General features: G+C 55.9%; 12 protein-coding genes. 7 read left to right on the top strand and 5 right to left on the bottom strand.

Annotated features, from left to right (window positions below; all coding sequences use genetic code 11):
• Positions 1–6: 6 nt before the first annotated feature.
• The 5 genes from accB to acuI form a co-directional block, all read right to left on the bottom strand.
• The gene (gene accB / locus BH712_RS20065; RefSeq protein ID WP_003860389.1) at positions 7–471 is read right to left on the bottom strand and encodes an acetyl-CoA carboxylase biotin carboxyl carrier protein; all 465 of its coding nucleotides are present in this window, start codon (positions 469–471) and stop codon (positions 7–9) included.
• A gap of 21 nt (positions 472–492) precedes the next feature.
• Complete coding sequence (gene aroQ / locus BH712_RS20070) at positions 493–945, bottom strand: type II 3-dehydroquinate dehydratase (RefSeq protein WP_006812171.1); 453 nt, start codon at positions 943–945, stop codon at positions 493–495.
• A 234-nt stretch (positions 946–1179) separates the two neighbouring features.
• Entirely contained in the window at positions 1180–1779 is a 600-nt protein-coding gene (gene msrQ, locus BH712_RS20080) for a protein-methionine-sulfoxide reductase heme-binding subunit MsrQ (protein ID WP_006812170.1), read from the bottom strand.
• On the bottom strand, positions 1780–2781 hold the full coding sequence (msrP, locus tag BH712_RS20085; RefSeq protein WP_006812169.1) for a protein-methionine-sulfoxide reductase catalytic subunit MsrP: 1002 nt from the start codon (positions 2779–2781) through the stop codon (positions 1780–1782).
• Positions 2782–2858: 77 nt separating this feature from the next.
• Entirely contained in the window at positions 2859–3833 is a 975-nt protein-coding gene (gene acuI, locus BH712_RS20090) for an acrylyl-CoA reductase (NADPH) (protein WP_006812168.1), read from the bottom strand.
• A 183-nt stretch (positions 3834–4016) separates the two neighbouring features.
• Here acuI and csrD point away from each other — a divergent pair, with 183 nt between their 5' ends.
• The 7 genes from csrD to yhdP all read left to right on the top strand — a co-directional run bounded on the left by csrD (position 4017) and on the right by yhdP (position 14755).
• On the top strand, positions 4017–5957 hold the full coding sequence (gene csrD / locus BH712_RS20095) for an RNase E specificity factor CsrD (RefSeq protein WP_006812167.1): 1941 nt from the start codon (positions 4017–4019) through the stop codon (positions 5955–5957).
• Positions 5958–6239: 282 nt separating this feature from the next.
• Complete coding sequence (gene mreB / locus BH712_RS20100; RefSeq protein ID WP_000913396.1) at positions 6240–7283, top strand: rod shape-determining protein MreB; 1044 nt, start codon at positions 6240–6242, stop codon at positions 7281–7283.
• A gap of 62 nt (positions 7284–7345) precedes the next feature.
• Positions 7346–8362, top strand: coding sequence for a rod shape-determining protein MreC (gene mreC / locus BH712_RS20105; protein WP_003860400.1), 1017 nt, complete (start codon positions 7346–7348; stop codon positions 8360–8362).
• On the top strand, positions 8362–8850 hold the full coding sequence (mreD, locus tag BH712_RS20110) for a rod shape-determining protein MreD (RefSeq protein WP_003860402.1): 489 nt from the start codon (positions 8362–8364) through the stop codon (positions 8848–8850). The genes mreC and mreD overlap by 1 nt, the downstream gene beginning before the upstream one ends.
• 9 nt (positions 8851–8859) lie before the next feature.
• Positions 8860–9453 carry a Maf family protein gene (locus BH712_RS20115; protein WP_003860403.1) on the top strand — a complete coding sequence of 198 codons (594 nt, stop codon included), beginning with the start codon at positions 8860–8862 and terminating at the stop codon, positions 9451–9453.
• Positions 9443–10912: a ribonuclease G gene (gene rng, locus BH712_RS20120; RefSeq protein WP_003860405.1), complete on the top strand. Its 1470-nt coding sequence runs from the start codon at positions 9443–9445 to the stop codon at positions 10910–10912. The genes BH712_RS20115 and rng overlap by 11 nt, the downstream gene beginning before the upstream one ends.
• A 42-nt stretch (positions 10913–10954) precedes the next feature.
• The gene (yhdP, locus tag BH712_RS20125) at positions 10955–14755 is read left to right on the top strand and encodes an AsmA2 domain-containing protein YhdP (RefSeq protein ID WP_006812166.1); all 3801 of its coding nucleotides are present in this window, start codon (positions 10955–10957) and stop codon (positions 14753–14755) included.
• Positions 14756–14778 lie beyond the last annotated feature (23 nt).

A 14778-nucleotide genomic window follows, 5' to 3' on the forward strand; every position in this document is an offset into this window, starting at 1 on the left:
GCCTCGTTACTCGATGACGACCAGCGGCTCGTCAAATTCTACCGGCTGACCACTTTCGACCAGGATCGCTTTCACAGTACCTGACTTGTCTGCTTCGATCTGGTTCATCATTTTCATGGCTTCAACGATGCACAGGGTATCGCCTACGTTGACTTTCTGACCCACTTCGATGAACGCTTTCGCGTCCGGGCTCGGGGTGCGGTAGAAAGTACCAACCATTGGGGAACGTACGATGTGACCACTGATTTCTGTTGCAGCCGCAGGTGCTGCTTCTGCTGCCGCTGGCGCAACGGCTGCGGAGAGCGCAGGCTGTTGCACTGGCGCAGCGTAAGCTTGCTGCATTACCGGGAAGCTAGCGGCTGGGGCTGCACGGCTGATGCGTACAGACTCTTCGCCTTCAGAAATTTCCAGTTCGGAGATGCCTGATTCTTCAACCAGCTCGATCAGTTTTTTAATCTTACGAATATCCATGAGTGGGTTCCGTACTCTTGTTTAGTGTGATTGTGACAAGCGTTTTACCGCTGTCTGTAAAGCGTATGAATAGCCGTCTGCACCCAGCCCACAAATCACGCCAGCGGCGATATCTGACAGGTAGGAATGGTGACGGAACGGCTCTCGGGCGTGCACGTTACTCAGGTGGATCTCGATAAACGGGATACTCACCGCGAGCAGTGCGTCGCGTATAGCAACACTGGTGTGCGTAAACGCGGCCGGATTGATCAGGATATAGTCCACAGTGTCTTTAGCCTGATGAATACGGTCGATGATTGCGTACTCCGCGTTTGACTGAAAATGGTCCAAATCCACATTCAGCGAAGCTGCTTCCGTACCCAGACGGTTAACAATTTCGTTCAATGTCAGCGTTCCGTACTTCTCTGGCTCACGGGTGCCGAGCATGTTCAGGTTCGGTCCGTTCAATACTAAAATTTGGAATTTGTCAGCCATTGTGCCGCTATCTCCTGCGATTTTCGGGTAAAAAACAACATATACCCTCAACGCGCAATTGTCACCCTTTCAGAGGCCTAAAACCCCTGTCCGGAAAACCGAAGTCGCACATTATAACGATTTCGTAGCATTTGGCAGCTAAATACTGGTCTTATCAGGGAAGATTATCAACCGCTATCCGAAAAAGATTCGCGGTTGATAAGTAATCTGCGGGAAAACGCACAGTTTCGTGAACTATCGCCACCACTGGCGGAACTTCTTGTAACGCCACGCTAAAAGGGCCAGTGCCAGCACGGCGTAGATGACCGGCTGAGGGGATAAAATCTTCACCGACCACAGGTAGTGGATGGGGGCTAGGATCGCGACAAGATAGACGAAGTTGTGCAGCAGTTGCCAGCGTCGACCCAGTTTTCGCTGCGCGTACTGCGTTGATGTCAGCGTCAGCGCCAGTAACACCAGCCAGCTTACGATACCCAGCGTCAGATAGGGACGCGTCACCAGTTCGCTGCCAAGGAGTGCCAGGTTGTTAATGCCCAGTTCCAGCAGGGCGTAGCTGGTGAGGTGCAGCGTCGCCCAGGCAAAACACCATAGCCCCAAAAGCCGACGGGTGCGTATCAATAAGGGCTGTTTAGCGTAACGCGCCAGCGGTGAGACGAGCAAGGTCGCCAGCAAAAATTTCAGAGCCATCCGACCCGTAAAATGCTGAATATCTTTCGCCGGATCGGCACTGAACTGGCCCTGACTGGCTGCCCAGAAGAGCCAGATAAAGGGGAGCAATCCGGCTAAATGCAGGAGTACCTTCAGCCAGGTTATCTGCTTTGCCGTTAAACGCACTTAGAAGTTCTCCCGTAAATTCAGCCCACGGTAGAGGGACGCCACCTCATCCGCATAGCCGTTAAACAGCAGCGTTGGCTGACGTTTAACATCCAGCGCGCCACCGGAACCGATAAAACGTTCCGTCGCCTGCGACCAGCGCGGATGGTCAACGTGTGGGTTAACGTTGGCAAAAAAACCATACTCATCGGGTGCCGCCAGGTTCCAGGTGGTGGGTGGACGTTCGCGAGTGAGCTTAATGCTGACGATCGATTTGATGCCCTTGAAACCGTATTTCCACGGTACGGTTAAACGAATGGGCGCCCCGTTTTGCGGCGGCAGGGCTTTGCCGTAAACCCCGACGGTGAGCAGCGTAAGCGGATGCATGGCTTCGTCGAGACGTAATCCTTCTACATAGGGATACTCCAGCCCGCCGCCGATAAACCGATCCTTCTGGCCTGGCATCTCATCCGGGGCGTAGCGCGTCTGGAAGGAAACATACTTCGCGTTGCTGGTAGGCTCAACCAGCGCCAGCAGTTTGTGCAAAGGGAAACCCACCCACGGCACCACCATCGACCAGGCTTCCACACAGCGCATCCGGTAAATGCGTTCTTCAAGAGGGAAGCGGGTGGTGAGGTCATGATGATCCAGCGTCAGCGGTTTTGCCACCTCGCCATCTATCTTCAGCGTCCAGGGATCGGTTTTCATGCTCCCGGCGTTGGCGGCAGGATCGGCCTTATCAAGACCAAACTCATAGAAGTTGTTATAGCCGGTGACTTTATCTTCCGGCGTCAGCGTCAGTTTATTCTGCCACCGCGCCGGTTTCGTGAAGGTAAGCGGTGCGCCGGAAGGGGCTTTCGGACGGTCATTGCCCTTAAACCAGTCGAGCAGATCGGCATGGGCCGCAGGGGTGAGGGTCAGGGCAGTGGCGCTGATGCCAAGCATTTTCAGGATCTGGCGGCGCTGTAGCATAAAGACAGACTCAGACGTTACGTCGGCTTCCGTCAGTTTTCGGGTTTTCATGGCATCCTCCGTCAGGCGTTTTTCTAAGCATGACGGAGGAGAAGGGTTAGCGCGAATATGTCACGAAAATTTGAAGATTAGGCGATCTTAACCAGCGCACGACCGTGGAACTGGTTGTCCATGATTTTATTCGCGAACTCTGGCGCCTGGCTCAGGATAATCTCAGTGGCGCTCCGATCATAGAATGAGGCTGGCAGATCCCGTGCCAGACGTTCCCAAGCCTCTGTACGCCGCTCGGCTGGGGTCATGACCGAATCGACACCCTGAAGACGCACGTTACGCAGAATAAATGGCATCACCGTCGTCGGCAGGGCAAAACCACCCGCCAGACCACAGGCCGCCACGCAGCCACCGTAATTCATTTGCGCCAGCACTTTCGCCAGCACTTTGTCGCCAACGGTATCTACTGCGCCAGCCCAGACCTGTTTTTCCAGCGGGCGGGTCTCGGCGAACTCGTCGCGGCTCAGAATACGGTTTGCGCCCAGCTGACGCAGATAGTCATGCGTACTTTCGCGGCCAGAGACGGCGGCGACCTGATACCCCAGCTTGTGCAGCAGCGTGACGGCCGTGCTGCCCACGCCGCCGCTGGCGCCGGTGACGACAATTTCGCCAGAGTCAGGACGGATCCCGGCCTCTTCCAGCGCCATCACGCAGAGCATGGCGGTGAAACCAGCGGTGCCGATGATCATCGCTTTACGACCGTCCAGGCCTTTCGGCATCGGGACCAGCCAGTCACCTTTTACGCGCGCCTGCGCTGCCAGTCCACCCCAGTGGTTTTCACCCACACCCCAGCCGGTGAGCAGCACCTGCTGTCCGGCGTGAAAACGCGGATCTTCACTGGTATGTACGCGGCCTGCAAAGTCGATTCCTGGCACCATTGGGAAATTTCGGATGATTTTACCTTTTCCCGTAATGGCCAGTGCATCCTTATAGTTCAGGCTGGACCAGTCGATATCCACGGTCACGTCGCCCTCCGGCAGGCGGCTCTCCTCAATGGATTGCACCGAGGCAACGGTTTTGCCGTCCTGCTGTTCTAAGATCAAAGCCTGCATACAGGTCCTCACTAGGTTTGATGATGGGAAAATATGTTCTGAAGACTATACTCGCTCAGTGAAACGCAGTGCCGATTTAACGCAATAAATTGCCAGATACACCAGGTTTGGTAGTATGTCGCATTTAAAATGCAAGTTAGCGCTCACTTGCACCTCTCTTCAACCCACGGAGTAATCTCAAGGATGCGATTAACGACGAAGTTCTCAGCTTTTATCACCTTGCTGACGGGGCTGACCATATTTGTCACGCTAATCGGCTGCTCGCTGAGCTTTTATAATGCCATCCAGGATAAGCTGGTTAACCGTGTTGAATCGGTTGCATCGGTTATCGACACCCGCCTGATTACGACCTCCTTCCCGGCGCTTTCGCGTGAGCTGGATGAGTTAATGGTGCCTGTGGATATTGTGCAGATCGACATTAAACAGGGGAAGCGGACCGTTTTCAGCCATGCCCGCCAGGGCAGCTATCGTCCTGCCGGCACGGTAGATCAGTATCGGGACGTAACGGTACACTCACTTAAACATCCGGGTATGACAATCCATCTGATGTACCAGGATCCGATGAGCAACTATTTACGCTCGCTCATGACCACCGCGCCCTTAACCATCGCCGTTGCCTTTATCGTACTGCTAATTTTTCTCGCCGTTCGCTGGCAGCGTCGTCAACTTTCCGGCCAGGAACTGCTGGAAACCCGCTCCGTGCGGATACTGAACGGCGAGCGGGGTCCGCAGGTGCGGGGATCGGTTTATGAATGGCCATCACGCACCAGTAGCGCTCTGGACGTGTTGCTCTCCGAAATTCAGTTTGCCAGCGATCAGCGTAGCCGTATGGACACGTTGATTCGCTCTTACGCCGCGCAGGATAACAAAACGGGCCTCAATAACCGTCTCTTCTTTGATAATCAACTGGCTACGCTTCTTGATGACCCCGAAAAGGTGGGTACGCATGGCGTGGTAATGATGATTCGTCTGCCCGACTTCGACCTTCTCCGGGATACCTGGGGCCAGCGCGTGGCGGAAGAGAACCTCTTCACGCTGATCAACCTGCTGTCCACCTTTATTATGCGCTACCCCGGAGCGCTACTGGCGCGCTACCACCGCAGTGACTTTGCCGTCTTGCTGCCGCATCGCACCTTAAAGGAGTCCGAAAGTATCGCCAGCCAGTTGCTGAAAGCCGTCGACGCGCTGCCCCAGAACAAAATGCTCGACAGAGACGACATGGTGCACATGGGCATCTGTGCCTGGCGCGGCGGTCAGTCGACGGAGCAGGTGATGGAACATGCGGAAGCGGCCACGCGCAACGCCGTCTTACAGGAGGCGAACGGCTGGGCGGTCTATGATGATACGCTGCCGGAGAAAGGGCGCGGCAACGTGCGCTGGCGAACCCTGATTGAACAGATGCTGAGCCGCGGTGGACCGCGCATCTATCAAAAACCGGCGGTCATGAAGAGTGGTCATGTCCATCATCGTGAGCTGATGTGCCGTATCTTTGATGGGACCGAAGAGGTTATCTCCGCGGAGTATTTACCGATGGTGCTGCAATTCGGATTGTCCGAAGAGTATGACCGCCAGCAAATTACTCGTCTCATCCCGTTTTTATCGTACTGGCCTGAAGAAAATCTGGCTTTACAGGTGACCGTCGAATCGCTGATCCGCCCGCGCTTCCAGCGCTGGTTACGTGACACGTTAATGCAATGCGAAAAATCGCAACGCAAACGCATTATTTTTGAACTTGCAGAGGCAGATGTAGGTCAACACATCAGCCGGTTGCGCCCGGTGGTGCGTTTAATCAATGCACTTGGGGCTCGCGTGGCGGTAACCCAGGCGGGTCTGACCCTGGTGAGCACCAGCTGGATCAAAGAGCTGGATGTCGAATTATTGAAGCTGCATCCGGGTCTGGTAAGGAATATTGAAAAACGCACGGAAAACCAACTGCTGGTACAAAGCCTGGTGGAAGCGTGCAAGGGAACACAAACGCAAGTATTTGCCGCAGGCGTACGTTCACGAAGTGAATGGCAGATGTTGACAGAGCGCGGCGTGACGGGCGGTCAGGGGGATTTTTTTGCCGCCTCTCAGCCGCTTGACACCAATGTGAAAAAATATTTGCAAAGATACTCTGTTTGACCTGCCGTTTACTTTGTTTTCACGTAGAATATCGCGCCTGTAGCTTTGAGTAAGACGAGCATAAAAGCCAGTGAACGACCTTTAGTGGGTTACAAGTGAAAGTGAGGGACGCTGCTGTTTACTCAGCCCTGAGGGATTCAGGGGATGAATTTGTAACAAAGGAAACGTGCTGCACTAATTTTCACCGTAGCAGACGATTTTTGCGCCTTGTCGCTGCTGCGTGTGGTTGGTAAAGTAAGCGGATTTTGTTTTCCGCCCCAGCTTTCAGGATTATCCCTTAGTATGTTGAAAAAATTTCGTGGCATGTTTTCCAATGACCTGTCCATTGACCTGGGTACCGCGAATACCCTTATTTATGTAAAAGGACAAGGCATCGTATTGAATGAGCCTTCCGTTGTGGCCATTCGTCAGGATCGTGCCGGCTCGCCAAAAAGCGTGGCCGCAGTAGGTCATGATGCGAAGCAGATGCTGGGCCGTACGCCGGGCAACATCGCCGCGATCCGCCCAATGAAAGACGGCGTTATTGCTGATTTCTTCGTGACCGAAAAAATGCTTCAGCACTTCATCAAGCAGGTTCACAGCAACAGCTTCATGCGCCCAAGCCCGCGCGTGCTGGTGTGTGTGCCGGTTGGCGCAACTCAGGTTGAACGCCGTGCGATCCGTGAATCCGCTCAGGGTGCCGGTGCGCGTGAAGTGTTCCTGATTGAAGAGCCGATGGCTGCGGCAATTGGTGCGGGTCTGCCAGTTTCTGAAGCAACCGGTTCTATGGTGGTGGATATTGGTGGCGGTACCACTGAAGTGGCCGTTATCTCCCTGAACGGTGTGGTTTATTCCTCCTCCGTGCGTATCGGCGGCGACCGTTTCGACGAAGCCATCATCAATTACGTTCGCCGTAACTACGGCTCTCTGATCGGTGAAGCGACCGCAGAGCGCATCAAGCACGAAATCGGTTCTGCTTATCCGGGTGATGAAGTTCGCGAGATCGAAGTTCGCGGTCGTAATCTGGCTGAAGGTGTACCACGCGGATTCACCCTGAACTCCAACGAAATCCTGGAAGCGTTGCAGGAGCCGCTGACCGGCATCGTGAGCGCGGTGATGGTTGCACTGGAACAGTGCCCGCCAGAGCTGGCCTCTGATATCTCCGAGCGCGGCATGGTGCTGACCGGTGGTGGTGCGCTGCTGCGTAACCTCGACCGCCTGTTAATGGAAGAGACAGGGATTCCTGTCGTAGTTGCAGAAGATCCACTGACTTGCGTCGCCCGTGGTGGTGGCAAGGCGCTGGAAATGATCGACATGCACGGCGGCGACTTGTTTAGCGAAGAGTAGTCGGGTGTGAGAGGGTAGCAATTTGCTACCCTTTCTCTCTGACGCGAGAATACGCATAGCCTATGAAGCCAATTTTTAGCCGTGGCCCGTCGCTACAGTTTCGCCTGATCCTGGCGGTTCTGGTTGCGCTCGGGGTCATTATTGCCGATAGCCGCCTCGGTACGTTCAGCCAGATCCGAACGTACATGGATACCGCCGTCAGTCCTTTCTACTTTATTTCAAATGGTCCCCGTGAACTGCTCGACTCCGTGTCGCAAACGCTCTCATCACGTGACCAGCTCGAACTCGAAAACCGTGCGTTACGCCAGGAACTGCTGCTGAAAAACAGCGAGCTGCTGATGCTGGGGCAATATAAGCAGGAAAACGCACGTCTGCGTGAACTGCTTGGCTCGCCGCTGCGCCAGGATGAACAGAAAATGGTCACCCAAGTGATCTCCACCGTAAACGATCCGTACAGCGATCAGGTGGTGATTGATAAAGGCAGCGTGAACGGCGTCTACGAAGGTCAGCCTGTGATCAGCGATAAAGGCGTCGTGGGCCAGGTTGTGGCGGTTGCCAAACTGACCAGCCGCGTGCTGCTGATTTGCGATGCCACCCATGCACTGCCGATTCAGGTGCTGCGTAACGATATTCGCGTGATTGCCGCAGGTAACGGCTGCACAGACGATCTGCAACTGGAACACCTGCCTGCCAACACGGATATCCGCGTGGGCGACGTGCTGGTGACGTCCGGTTTGGGCGGTCGTTTCCCGGAAGGCTACCCGGTTGCGGTTGTCTCTTCCGTGAAGCTCGACACTCAGCGTGCCTACACCGTGATCCAGGCGCGTCCAACGGCTGGCTTGCAGCGTTTGCGCTACCTGCTGCTGTTGTGGGGTGCCGATCGTAACGGTGCTAACCCGATGACGCCGGAAGATGTGCATCGTGTGGCCAATGAACGCCTGATGCAGATGATGCCGCAGGTGCTGCCTGCGCCGGATGCGATGGGGCCACCTGCGCCCGTACCGGCTCCGGCGACAGGGTTAACGCAGCCGCTGCCAGATGCGCCGCCACCGCCGCAAGTTTCGGGTGGAGGGCAGTAGTGGCCAGTTATCGTAGCCAGGGGCGCTGGGTAATCTGGCTCTCATTCCTCGTTGCACTGTTGCTGCAAATTATGCCCTGGCCGGACGACATTCTTGTTTTCCGGCCAAACTGGGTATTGCTCATTTTGCTCTACTGGATCCTGGCCCTGCCGCACCGCGTAAATGTCGGCACAGGTTTTGTGATGGGTGCCATACTGGATCTTATCAGTGGCTCTACGCTTGGCGTCCGCGCCTTATCCATGAGCATTATTGCGTATCTCGTCGCACTCAAATTCCAGCTCTTTCGTAACCTTGCGCTCTGGCAACAGGCGCTGGTAGTGATGTTGTTGTCGCTCGCTGCGGATATCGTTGTTTTCTGGGCAGAGTTTTTAGTGATCAACGTCTCTTTCCGACCGGAAGTGTTCTGGAGTAGTGTAGTAAACGGTGTGCTCTGGCCGTGGCTGTTCCTGCTGATGCGTAAAATTCGCCAGCAGTTTGCCGTGCAATAAAAGGTTTCTATGACGTCTCTGTATCTTGCCTCCGGTTCTCCGCGTCGCCAGGAACTGCTCGCGCAGTTGGGTGTCTCCTTCGAACGCATCGTTACCGGCATCGAAGAAAAACGTGCTGAGGGCGAAAGCGCTCAGCAGTATGTTTCTCGTCTGGCGCGTGAAAAAGCGCAGGCGGGCGTCGCATGCGTGCCGCGTGACTTACCGGTGCTGGGTGCGGATACCATCGTCATTCTCAATGGCGAGGTGCTTGAGAAACCCCGCGACGCAGACCATGCAGCGCGGATGCTGCGTAACATGTCCGGACAAACCCATCAGGTAATGACGGCAGTGGCGCTGGCGGACAGCCAGTACGTTCTGGATTGCCTTGTGGTAACGGAAGTGACGTTCAGAGTCCTCACCGACGAGGAGATCGCCGGCTATATCGCCAGCGGTGAACCTATGGATAAAGCAGGTGCATACGGTATTCAAGGGTTGGGTGGCTGTTTTGTCAGGAAGATAAATGGCAGCTATCACGCCGTAGTCGGCTTACCGCTGGTGGAAACGTATGAGTTGCTGAGCAATTTTAACTCACTGCGTGAGGGAAGGGATAATTATGACGGCTGAATTGTTGGTAAACGTAACGCCATCGGAAACCCGTGTGGCCTACATTGATGGTGGCATTCTTCAGGAAATTCATATTGAGCGTGAAGCGCGACGCGGAATCGTAGGCAATATCTACAAAGGTCGTGTCAGTCGTGTACTACCGGGTATGCAGGCGGCTTTTGTAGATATTGGGCTCGATAAGGCAGCGTTTTTACACGCCTCCGACATCATGCCGCATACCGAATGCGTGGCTGGCGAAGAGCAAAAGCAGTTTGCGGTACGTGATATTTCTGAACTGGTGCGTCAGGGCCAGGATCTGATGGTGCAGGTGGTAAAAGATCCGCTGGGCACCAAAGGTGCACGTCTGACTACCGACATCACCCTGCCTTCACGCTATCTGGTCTTTATGCCAGGGGCGTCGCACGTTGGCGTGTCACAGCGTATTGAGAGCGAAAGCGAGCGCGAGCGCCTGAAAAAGGTGGTCAGCGCCTACTGCGACGAGCAGGGCGGGTTTATTATCCGTACTGCGGCGGAAGGGATCAGCGAAGAAGATCTGGCCTCGGATGCGGCCTACCTGAAGCGCGTCTGGACCAAAGTGATGGAGCGTAAAAAACGCAACCAGACCCGCTACCGGCTGTACGGTGAGCTGGCGCTCGCTCAGCGCGTATTACGCGATTTCGCCGATGCGCAGCTTGATCGCATTCGCGTGGACTCCCGTCTGACGTATGAAGCGTTACTCGAATTTACCGCCGAGTACATTCCCGAAATGCCGGGCCTGCTGGAGCATTACACCGGCCGCCAGCCGATATTTGACCTTTATGACGTTGAAAACGAAATCCAGCGCGCGCTGGAGCGTAAGGTTGAGCTGAAATCGGGTGGTTATCTGATCATCGATCAGACTGAAGCGATGACCACCGTCGATATCAACACCGGCGCGTTTGTCGGCCATCGCAACCTGGATGACACCATTTTCAACACCAATATCGAAGCGACGCAGGCCATCGCGCGCCAGCTTCGCCTGCGCAATCTGGGCGGCATTATCATCATCGACTTTATCGATATGAATAATGAAGATCACCGCCGTCGCGTGCTGCACTCCCTGGAGCAGGCGCTGAGTAAAGATCGCGTGAAAACCAGCATCAATGGCTTCTCGCAGCTCGGTCTGGTGGAAATGACCCGGAAACGGACCCGCGAAAGCGTGGAACATGTCCTGTGTAATGAATGTCCAACCTGCCATGGACGCGGAACGGTAAAGACGGTGGAGACGGTCTGCTACGAGATCATGCGTGAGATTGTCCGTGTCCATCATGCCTACGACTCAGACCGTTTTCTGGTCTATGCTTCCCCTGCGGTGGCGGAGGCCCTGAAAGGGGAAGAGTCGCACGCGCTGGCGGAAGTGGAAATCTTTGTCGGCAAACAGGTAAAAGTGCAAATTGAGCCGCTCTATAACCAGGAGCAGTTTGACGTCGTCATGATGTAAACGCAGTTCGCTGCGAGATTAAAGGCTGACAAGGAGAGACGCGTGAGGCGATTGCCGGGGATTTTACTGCTTACTGGGGCAACGCTGGTCGTGATTGTCGCGCTGCTCGTGAGCGGGCTGCGTCTCGTCTTACCGCACCTGGACAGCTGGCGTCCGCAAATCCTGGCCAAAATCGAATCCGCCACCGGCCTGCCGGTGGACGTGAGCCATATCGAAGCAAGCTGGCAGAACTTTGGCCCGACGCTTGATGCGCGGGATATCAGCGCCAGCCTGAAAGATGGCGGCCATCTTAAAATCAAACGCGTCACCCTGGCGCTGGATGTCTGGCAAAGCCTGCTGCATCTGCGCTGGCAGTTTCGCGATCTCACCTTCTGGCAACTTCAGCTGATGACCAACACGCCGCTGCGCAGCGGCGACAGCGATCGTGGGCTGGAAACCAACCGTATCAGCGATCTGTTCCTGCGGCAGTTCGATCATTTCGATCTGCGCGACAGCGAAGTGAGCTTTATTACGCTTTCCGGTCAGCGCGCCGAGTTGGCAATCCCGCAGTTGACCTGGCTAAACGGGAAAGAGCGTCACCGCGCCGAGGGGCAGGTGAATCTTTCCAGCCTGAACGGGCAGCACGGCGTTATGCAGGTGCGGATGGATCTGCGGGACGACAATGGCCTGCTGAACAATGGCAGGGTTTGGCTACAGGCGGACGACGTGGACGTGAAGCCGTGGCTCGGTGAGTGGCTTCAGCAGAACATGCAGCTGGAAACCGCACGTTTCAGCCTCGAAGGCTGGATGACCCTGACGAACGGCGCGTTCGCCAGCGGTGATATCTGGCTTAAGCAGGGAGGCGCGAGCTGGAAAGGTGAACGTCGTCAACATCAACTTTCCGTCGATAACCTCACCGCTCACGTCACGCAGGAAAAGGGCGGCTGGCAGTTCGCTATTCCGGATACGCGTATCTCCATGGATAACAAACCCTGGCCGCGCGGCGCGCTGACGCTGGCGTGGATGCCGGAGCAGGACGTCGGCGGGGTAAACGGGAAACGCAGCGACGAACTGCGTATCCGCGCCAGTAATCTGGATCTGACGGCGATCGAAGGTCTGCGTTCAATGGCCGCAAAACTCTCCCCGGATCTGGGCGAAATCTGGCTGGCGACGCAACCGAGCGGGCAGATAAACCGTCTGGCACTCGATATTCCGCTTCAGGCCACGGAAAAGACGCGTTTTCAGGCGGCATGGAAAAATCTTGCGTGGAAACAGTGGAAACTGCTGCCGGGTGCTGAGCACTTCAGCGGTAAGCTGGAAGGAAGCGTGGAAAACGGCAGGCTGACGGCAGAAATGCAGGACGCGAAAATGCCGTACGAAACGGTCTTCCGTGCGCCACTGGAGATCGAAAAGGGAAACGCCACCCTTAACTGGCTGAAGAATGACAAAGGTTTTCAGCTCGATGGCCGCGATATCGATGTGAAAGCCAAAGCGGTACATGCCCGCGGTAATTTCCGCTATCTACAGCCTGAAGGTGATGAACCATGGTTGGGTATTCTGGCGGGCATCAGCACGGATGACGGTTCGCAGGCGTGGCGCTACTTCCCGGAAAACCTGATGGGGAAAGCGCTGGTGGACTATCTCAGCGGCGCCATCCAGGGCGGTCAGGCGGATAACGCCACGCTGGTCTATGGCGGCAACCCGCACCTGTTCCCGTATAAGCATAACGAAGGCCAGTTCCAGGTTCTGGTGCCGCTGCGCAACGCCACCTATGCCTTCCAGCCGGACTGGCCCGCGCTGAAGAATCTGGATATTGAACTCAACTTCCTCAATGACGGCCTGTGGATGAAGACGGACAGCGTTGCCCTGGGTGGCGTGACGGCAAGCAACCTGACGGCAAACATCCCGGATTACTCCAAAGAGAAATTGCTGATTGATGCGGACATCAAGGGACCGGGTAAAGCGGTTGGCCCGTACTTTGAAGATACGCCGCTGAATGACTCCCTGGCAGCCACCCTTCAGCAATTGCAGTTAGATGGCGATGTGAATGCTCGCTTACATCTGGATATCCCGCTGGACGGTGAAATGACCACCGCCAAAGGCGACGTTCGCCTTAACAACAACAGCCTCTATATCAAGCCGCTGGACAGCACGCTAAAAAACCTCAGCGGTCAGTTCAGCTTTGTTAACGGCACGCTGAAAAGTGAGCCGCTGAAAGCAACCTGGTTCAATCAACCCGTCAATATCGATTTCTCCACCACCGAGGGCGATAAAGCCTACCAGGTGGCGGTCAATATGGACGCGAACTGGCAGCCGTCACGCATGGATGTTCTGCCGAAGCCGATTGAGAATGCGGTGGACGGGGCGGTGTCATGGAATGGCAAAGTTGCCATCGACCTGCCTTATCATGCCGGTGCGCGTTATAACGTCGACATTACGGGCGATCTGAAAAACCTCAGCAGCCAGCTTCCGGCACCGCTGAATAAGAAAAACGGTGAAGCATTGCCTGTCAACGTTAAGGTTGCGGGCAACCTCAACAGCTTCGAGCTCACCGGCAACGCGGGCGGAACAAACCACTTCAACAGCCGCTGGCTGCTTAACCGCAAGCTGACGCTGGACAGGGCAATCTGGACGACGGACAGCCGCACCACGCCACCGCTGCCGGAGCAGGCGGGCGTTGAACTGAATCTCCCGCCGATGGATGGCGCCGAGTGGCTGGCACTGTTCCAGAAAGGTGTCGGGCAAAACGTCGACCAAACGGCGCAGTTCCCGCAGTCCATTACCTTGCGAACGCCAGCGCTGACGCTGGGTGGGCAGCAGTGGAACAATCTGAGTATTGTCTCCAGCCCGACGGTAAACGGTTCAAAGGTCGAGGCGCAGGGGCGTGAAATTAACGGTTCGTTGACGATGCGCGATAATGCCCCATGGCAGGCGGCTATCCGTTATCTCTATTACAACCCGACCTTTGCGGCATCTCACGCTCAGTCGACAAGCGCTTCTCCGTTAAGCGAGGCCACGCGCGTGGATTTCAGCGGCTGGCCCGATCTCCAGCTGCGCTGTGCGGAGTGCTGGCTGTGGGGGCAAAAATATGGCCGTATCGACGGCGACTTCGCCATCCAGGGCAATACGTTGAGCCTCTCTGGGGGGCTGGTGGATACCGGCTTTGGCCGGCTGACTGCCAAAGGCGAATGGGTGAACAAACCGGGTGAACAGCGCACCTCGCTGAAAGGCGATATTAAAGGCAACAAGCTGGACGCCGCGGCTAACTTCTTCGGTATCAGCACGCCGCTTCGGGGATCGTCGTTCGATGTGAATTACGATCTGCACTGGCGTGCAGCGCCGTGGACGCCGGATGAAGCTTCGCTTAACGGCATCCTGAAAACCAACTTCGGTAAGGGTGAGGTTGCCGATGTGAGCACGGGGCGCGCCGGGCAGATCCTGCGTCTGCTGAGTTTTGACGCGCTGCTGCGCAAGCTGCGCTTCGACTTTAGCGACACCTTCAGCGAAGGTTTCTACTACGATTCCATTCGCAGCACGGCGTGGATCAAAGACGGCGTTCTGCACACCGACGACACGCTGGTGGACGGCCTGGAAGCGGATATCGCGATGAAAGGGTCAGTGGATCTCGTGCGCCGCGAGCTGGATATGGAAGCCGTGGTGGCGCCGGAGATTTCCGCAAGCGTGGGCGTTGCGGCAGCCTTTGTGGTCAATCCGATCGTCGGGGCGGCGGTGTTTGCGGCCAGTAAAGTGCTGGGGCCGCTCTGGAGCAAAGTCTCGATTCTGCGCTATCGCATTACCGGGCCGGTTGATAAACCACAGATTAATGAAGTGCTGCGCCAGCCGCGCAAAGAAGCACAGCAATGATTTGACGTGGGCAGGTAATTGCC

Source organism: Enterobacter hormaechei ATCC 49162 (assembly GCF_001875655.1).
Taxonomy (GTDB): Bacteria; Pseudomonadota; Gammaproteobacteria; order Enterobacterales; family Enterobacteriaceae; genus Enterobacter; species Enterobacter hormaechei.

Bases quoted from the DNA above. Each gene is read 5' to 3' on its own strand.
- accB (WP_003860389.1), bottom strand. From the start codon at position 471: ATGGATATTCGTAAGATTAAAAAACTGATCGAGCTGGTTGAAGAATCA.
- aroQ (WP_006812171.1), bottom strand. From the start codon at position 945: ATGGCTGACAAATTCCAAATTTTAGTATTGAACGGACCGAACCTGAAC.
- msrP (WP_006812169.1), bottom strand. From the start codon at position 2,781: ATGAAAACCCGAAAACTGACGGAAGCCGACGTAACGTCTGAGTCTGTC.
- acuI (WP_006812168.1), bottom strand. From the start codon at position 3,833: ATGCAGGCTTTGATCTTAGAACAGCAGGACGGCAAAACCGTTGCCTCG.
- csrD (WP_006812167.1), top strand. From the start codon at position 4,017: ATGCGATTAACGACGAAGTTCTCAGCTTTTATCACCTTGCTGACGGGG.
- mreB (WP_000913396.1), top strand. From the start codon at position 6,240: ATGTTGAAAAAATTTCGTGGCATGTTTTCCAATGACCTGTCCATTGAC.
- mreC (WP_003860400.1), top strand. From the start codon at position 7,346: ATGAAGCCAATTTTTAGCCGTGGCCCGTCGCTACAGTTTCGCCTGATC.
- BH712_RS20115 (WP_003860403.1), top strand. From the start codon at position 8,860: ATGACGTCTCTGTATCTTGCCTCCGGTTCTCCGCGTCGCCAGGAACTG.
- rng (WP_003860405.1), top strand. From the start codon at position 9,443: ATGACGGCTGAATTGTTGGTAAACGTAACGCCATCGGAAACCCGTGTG.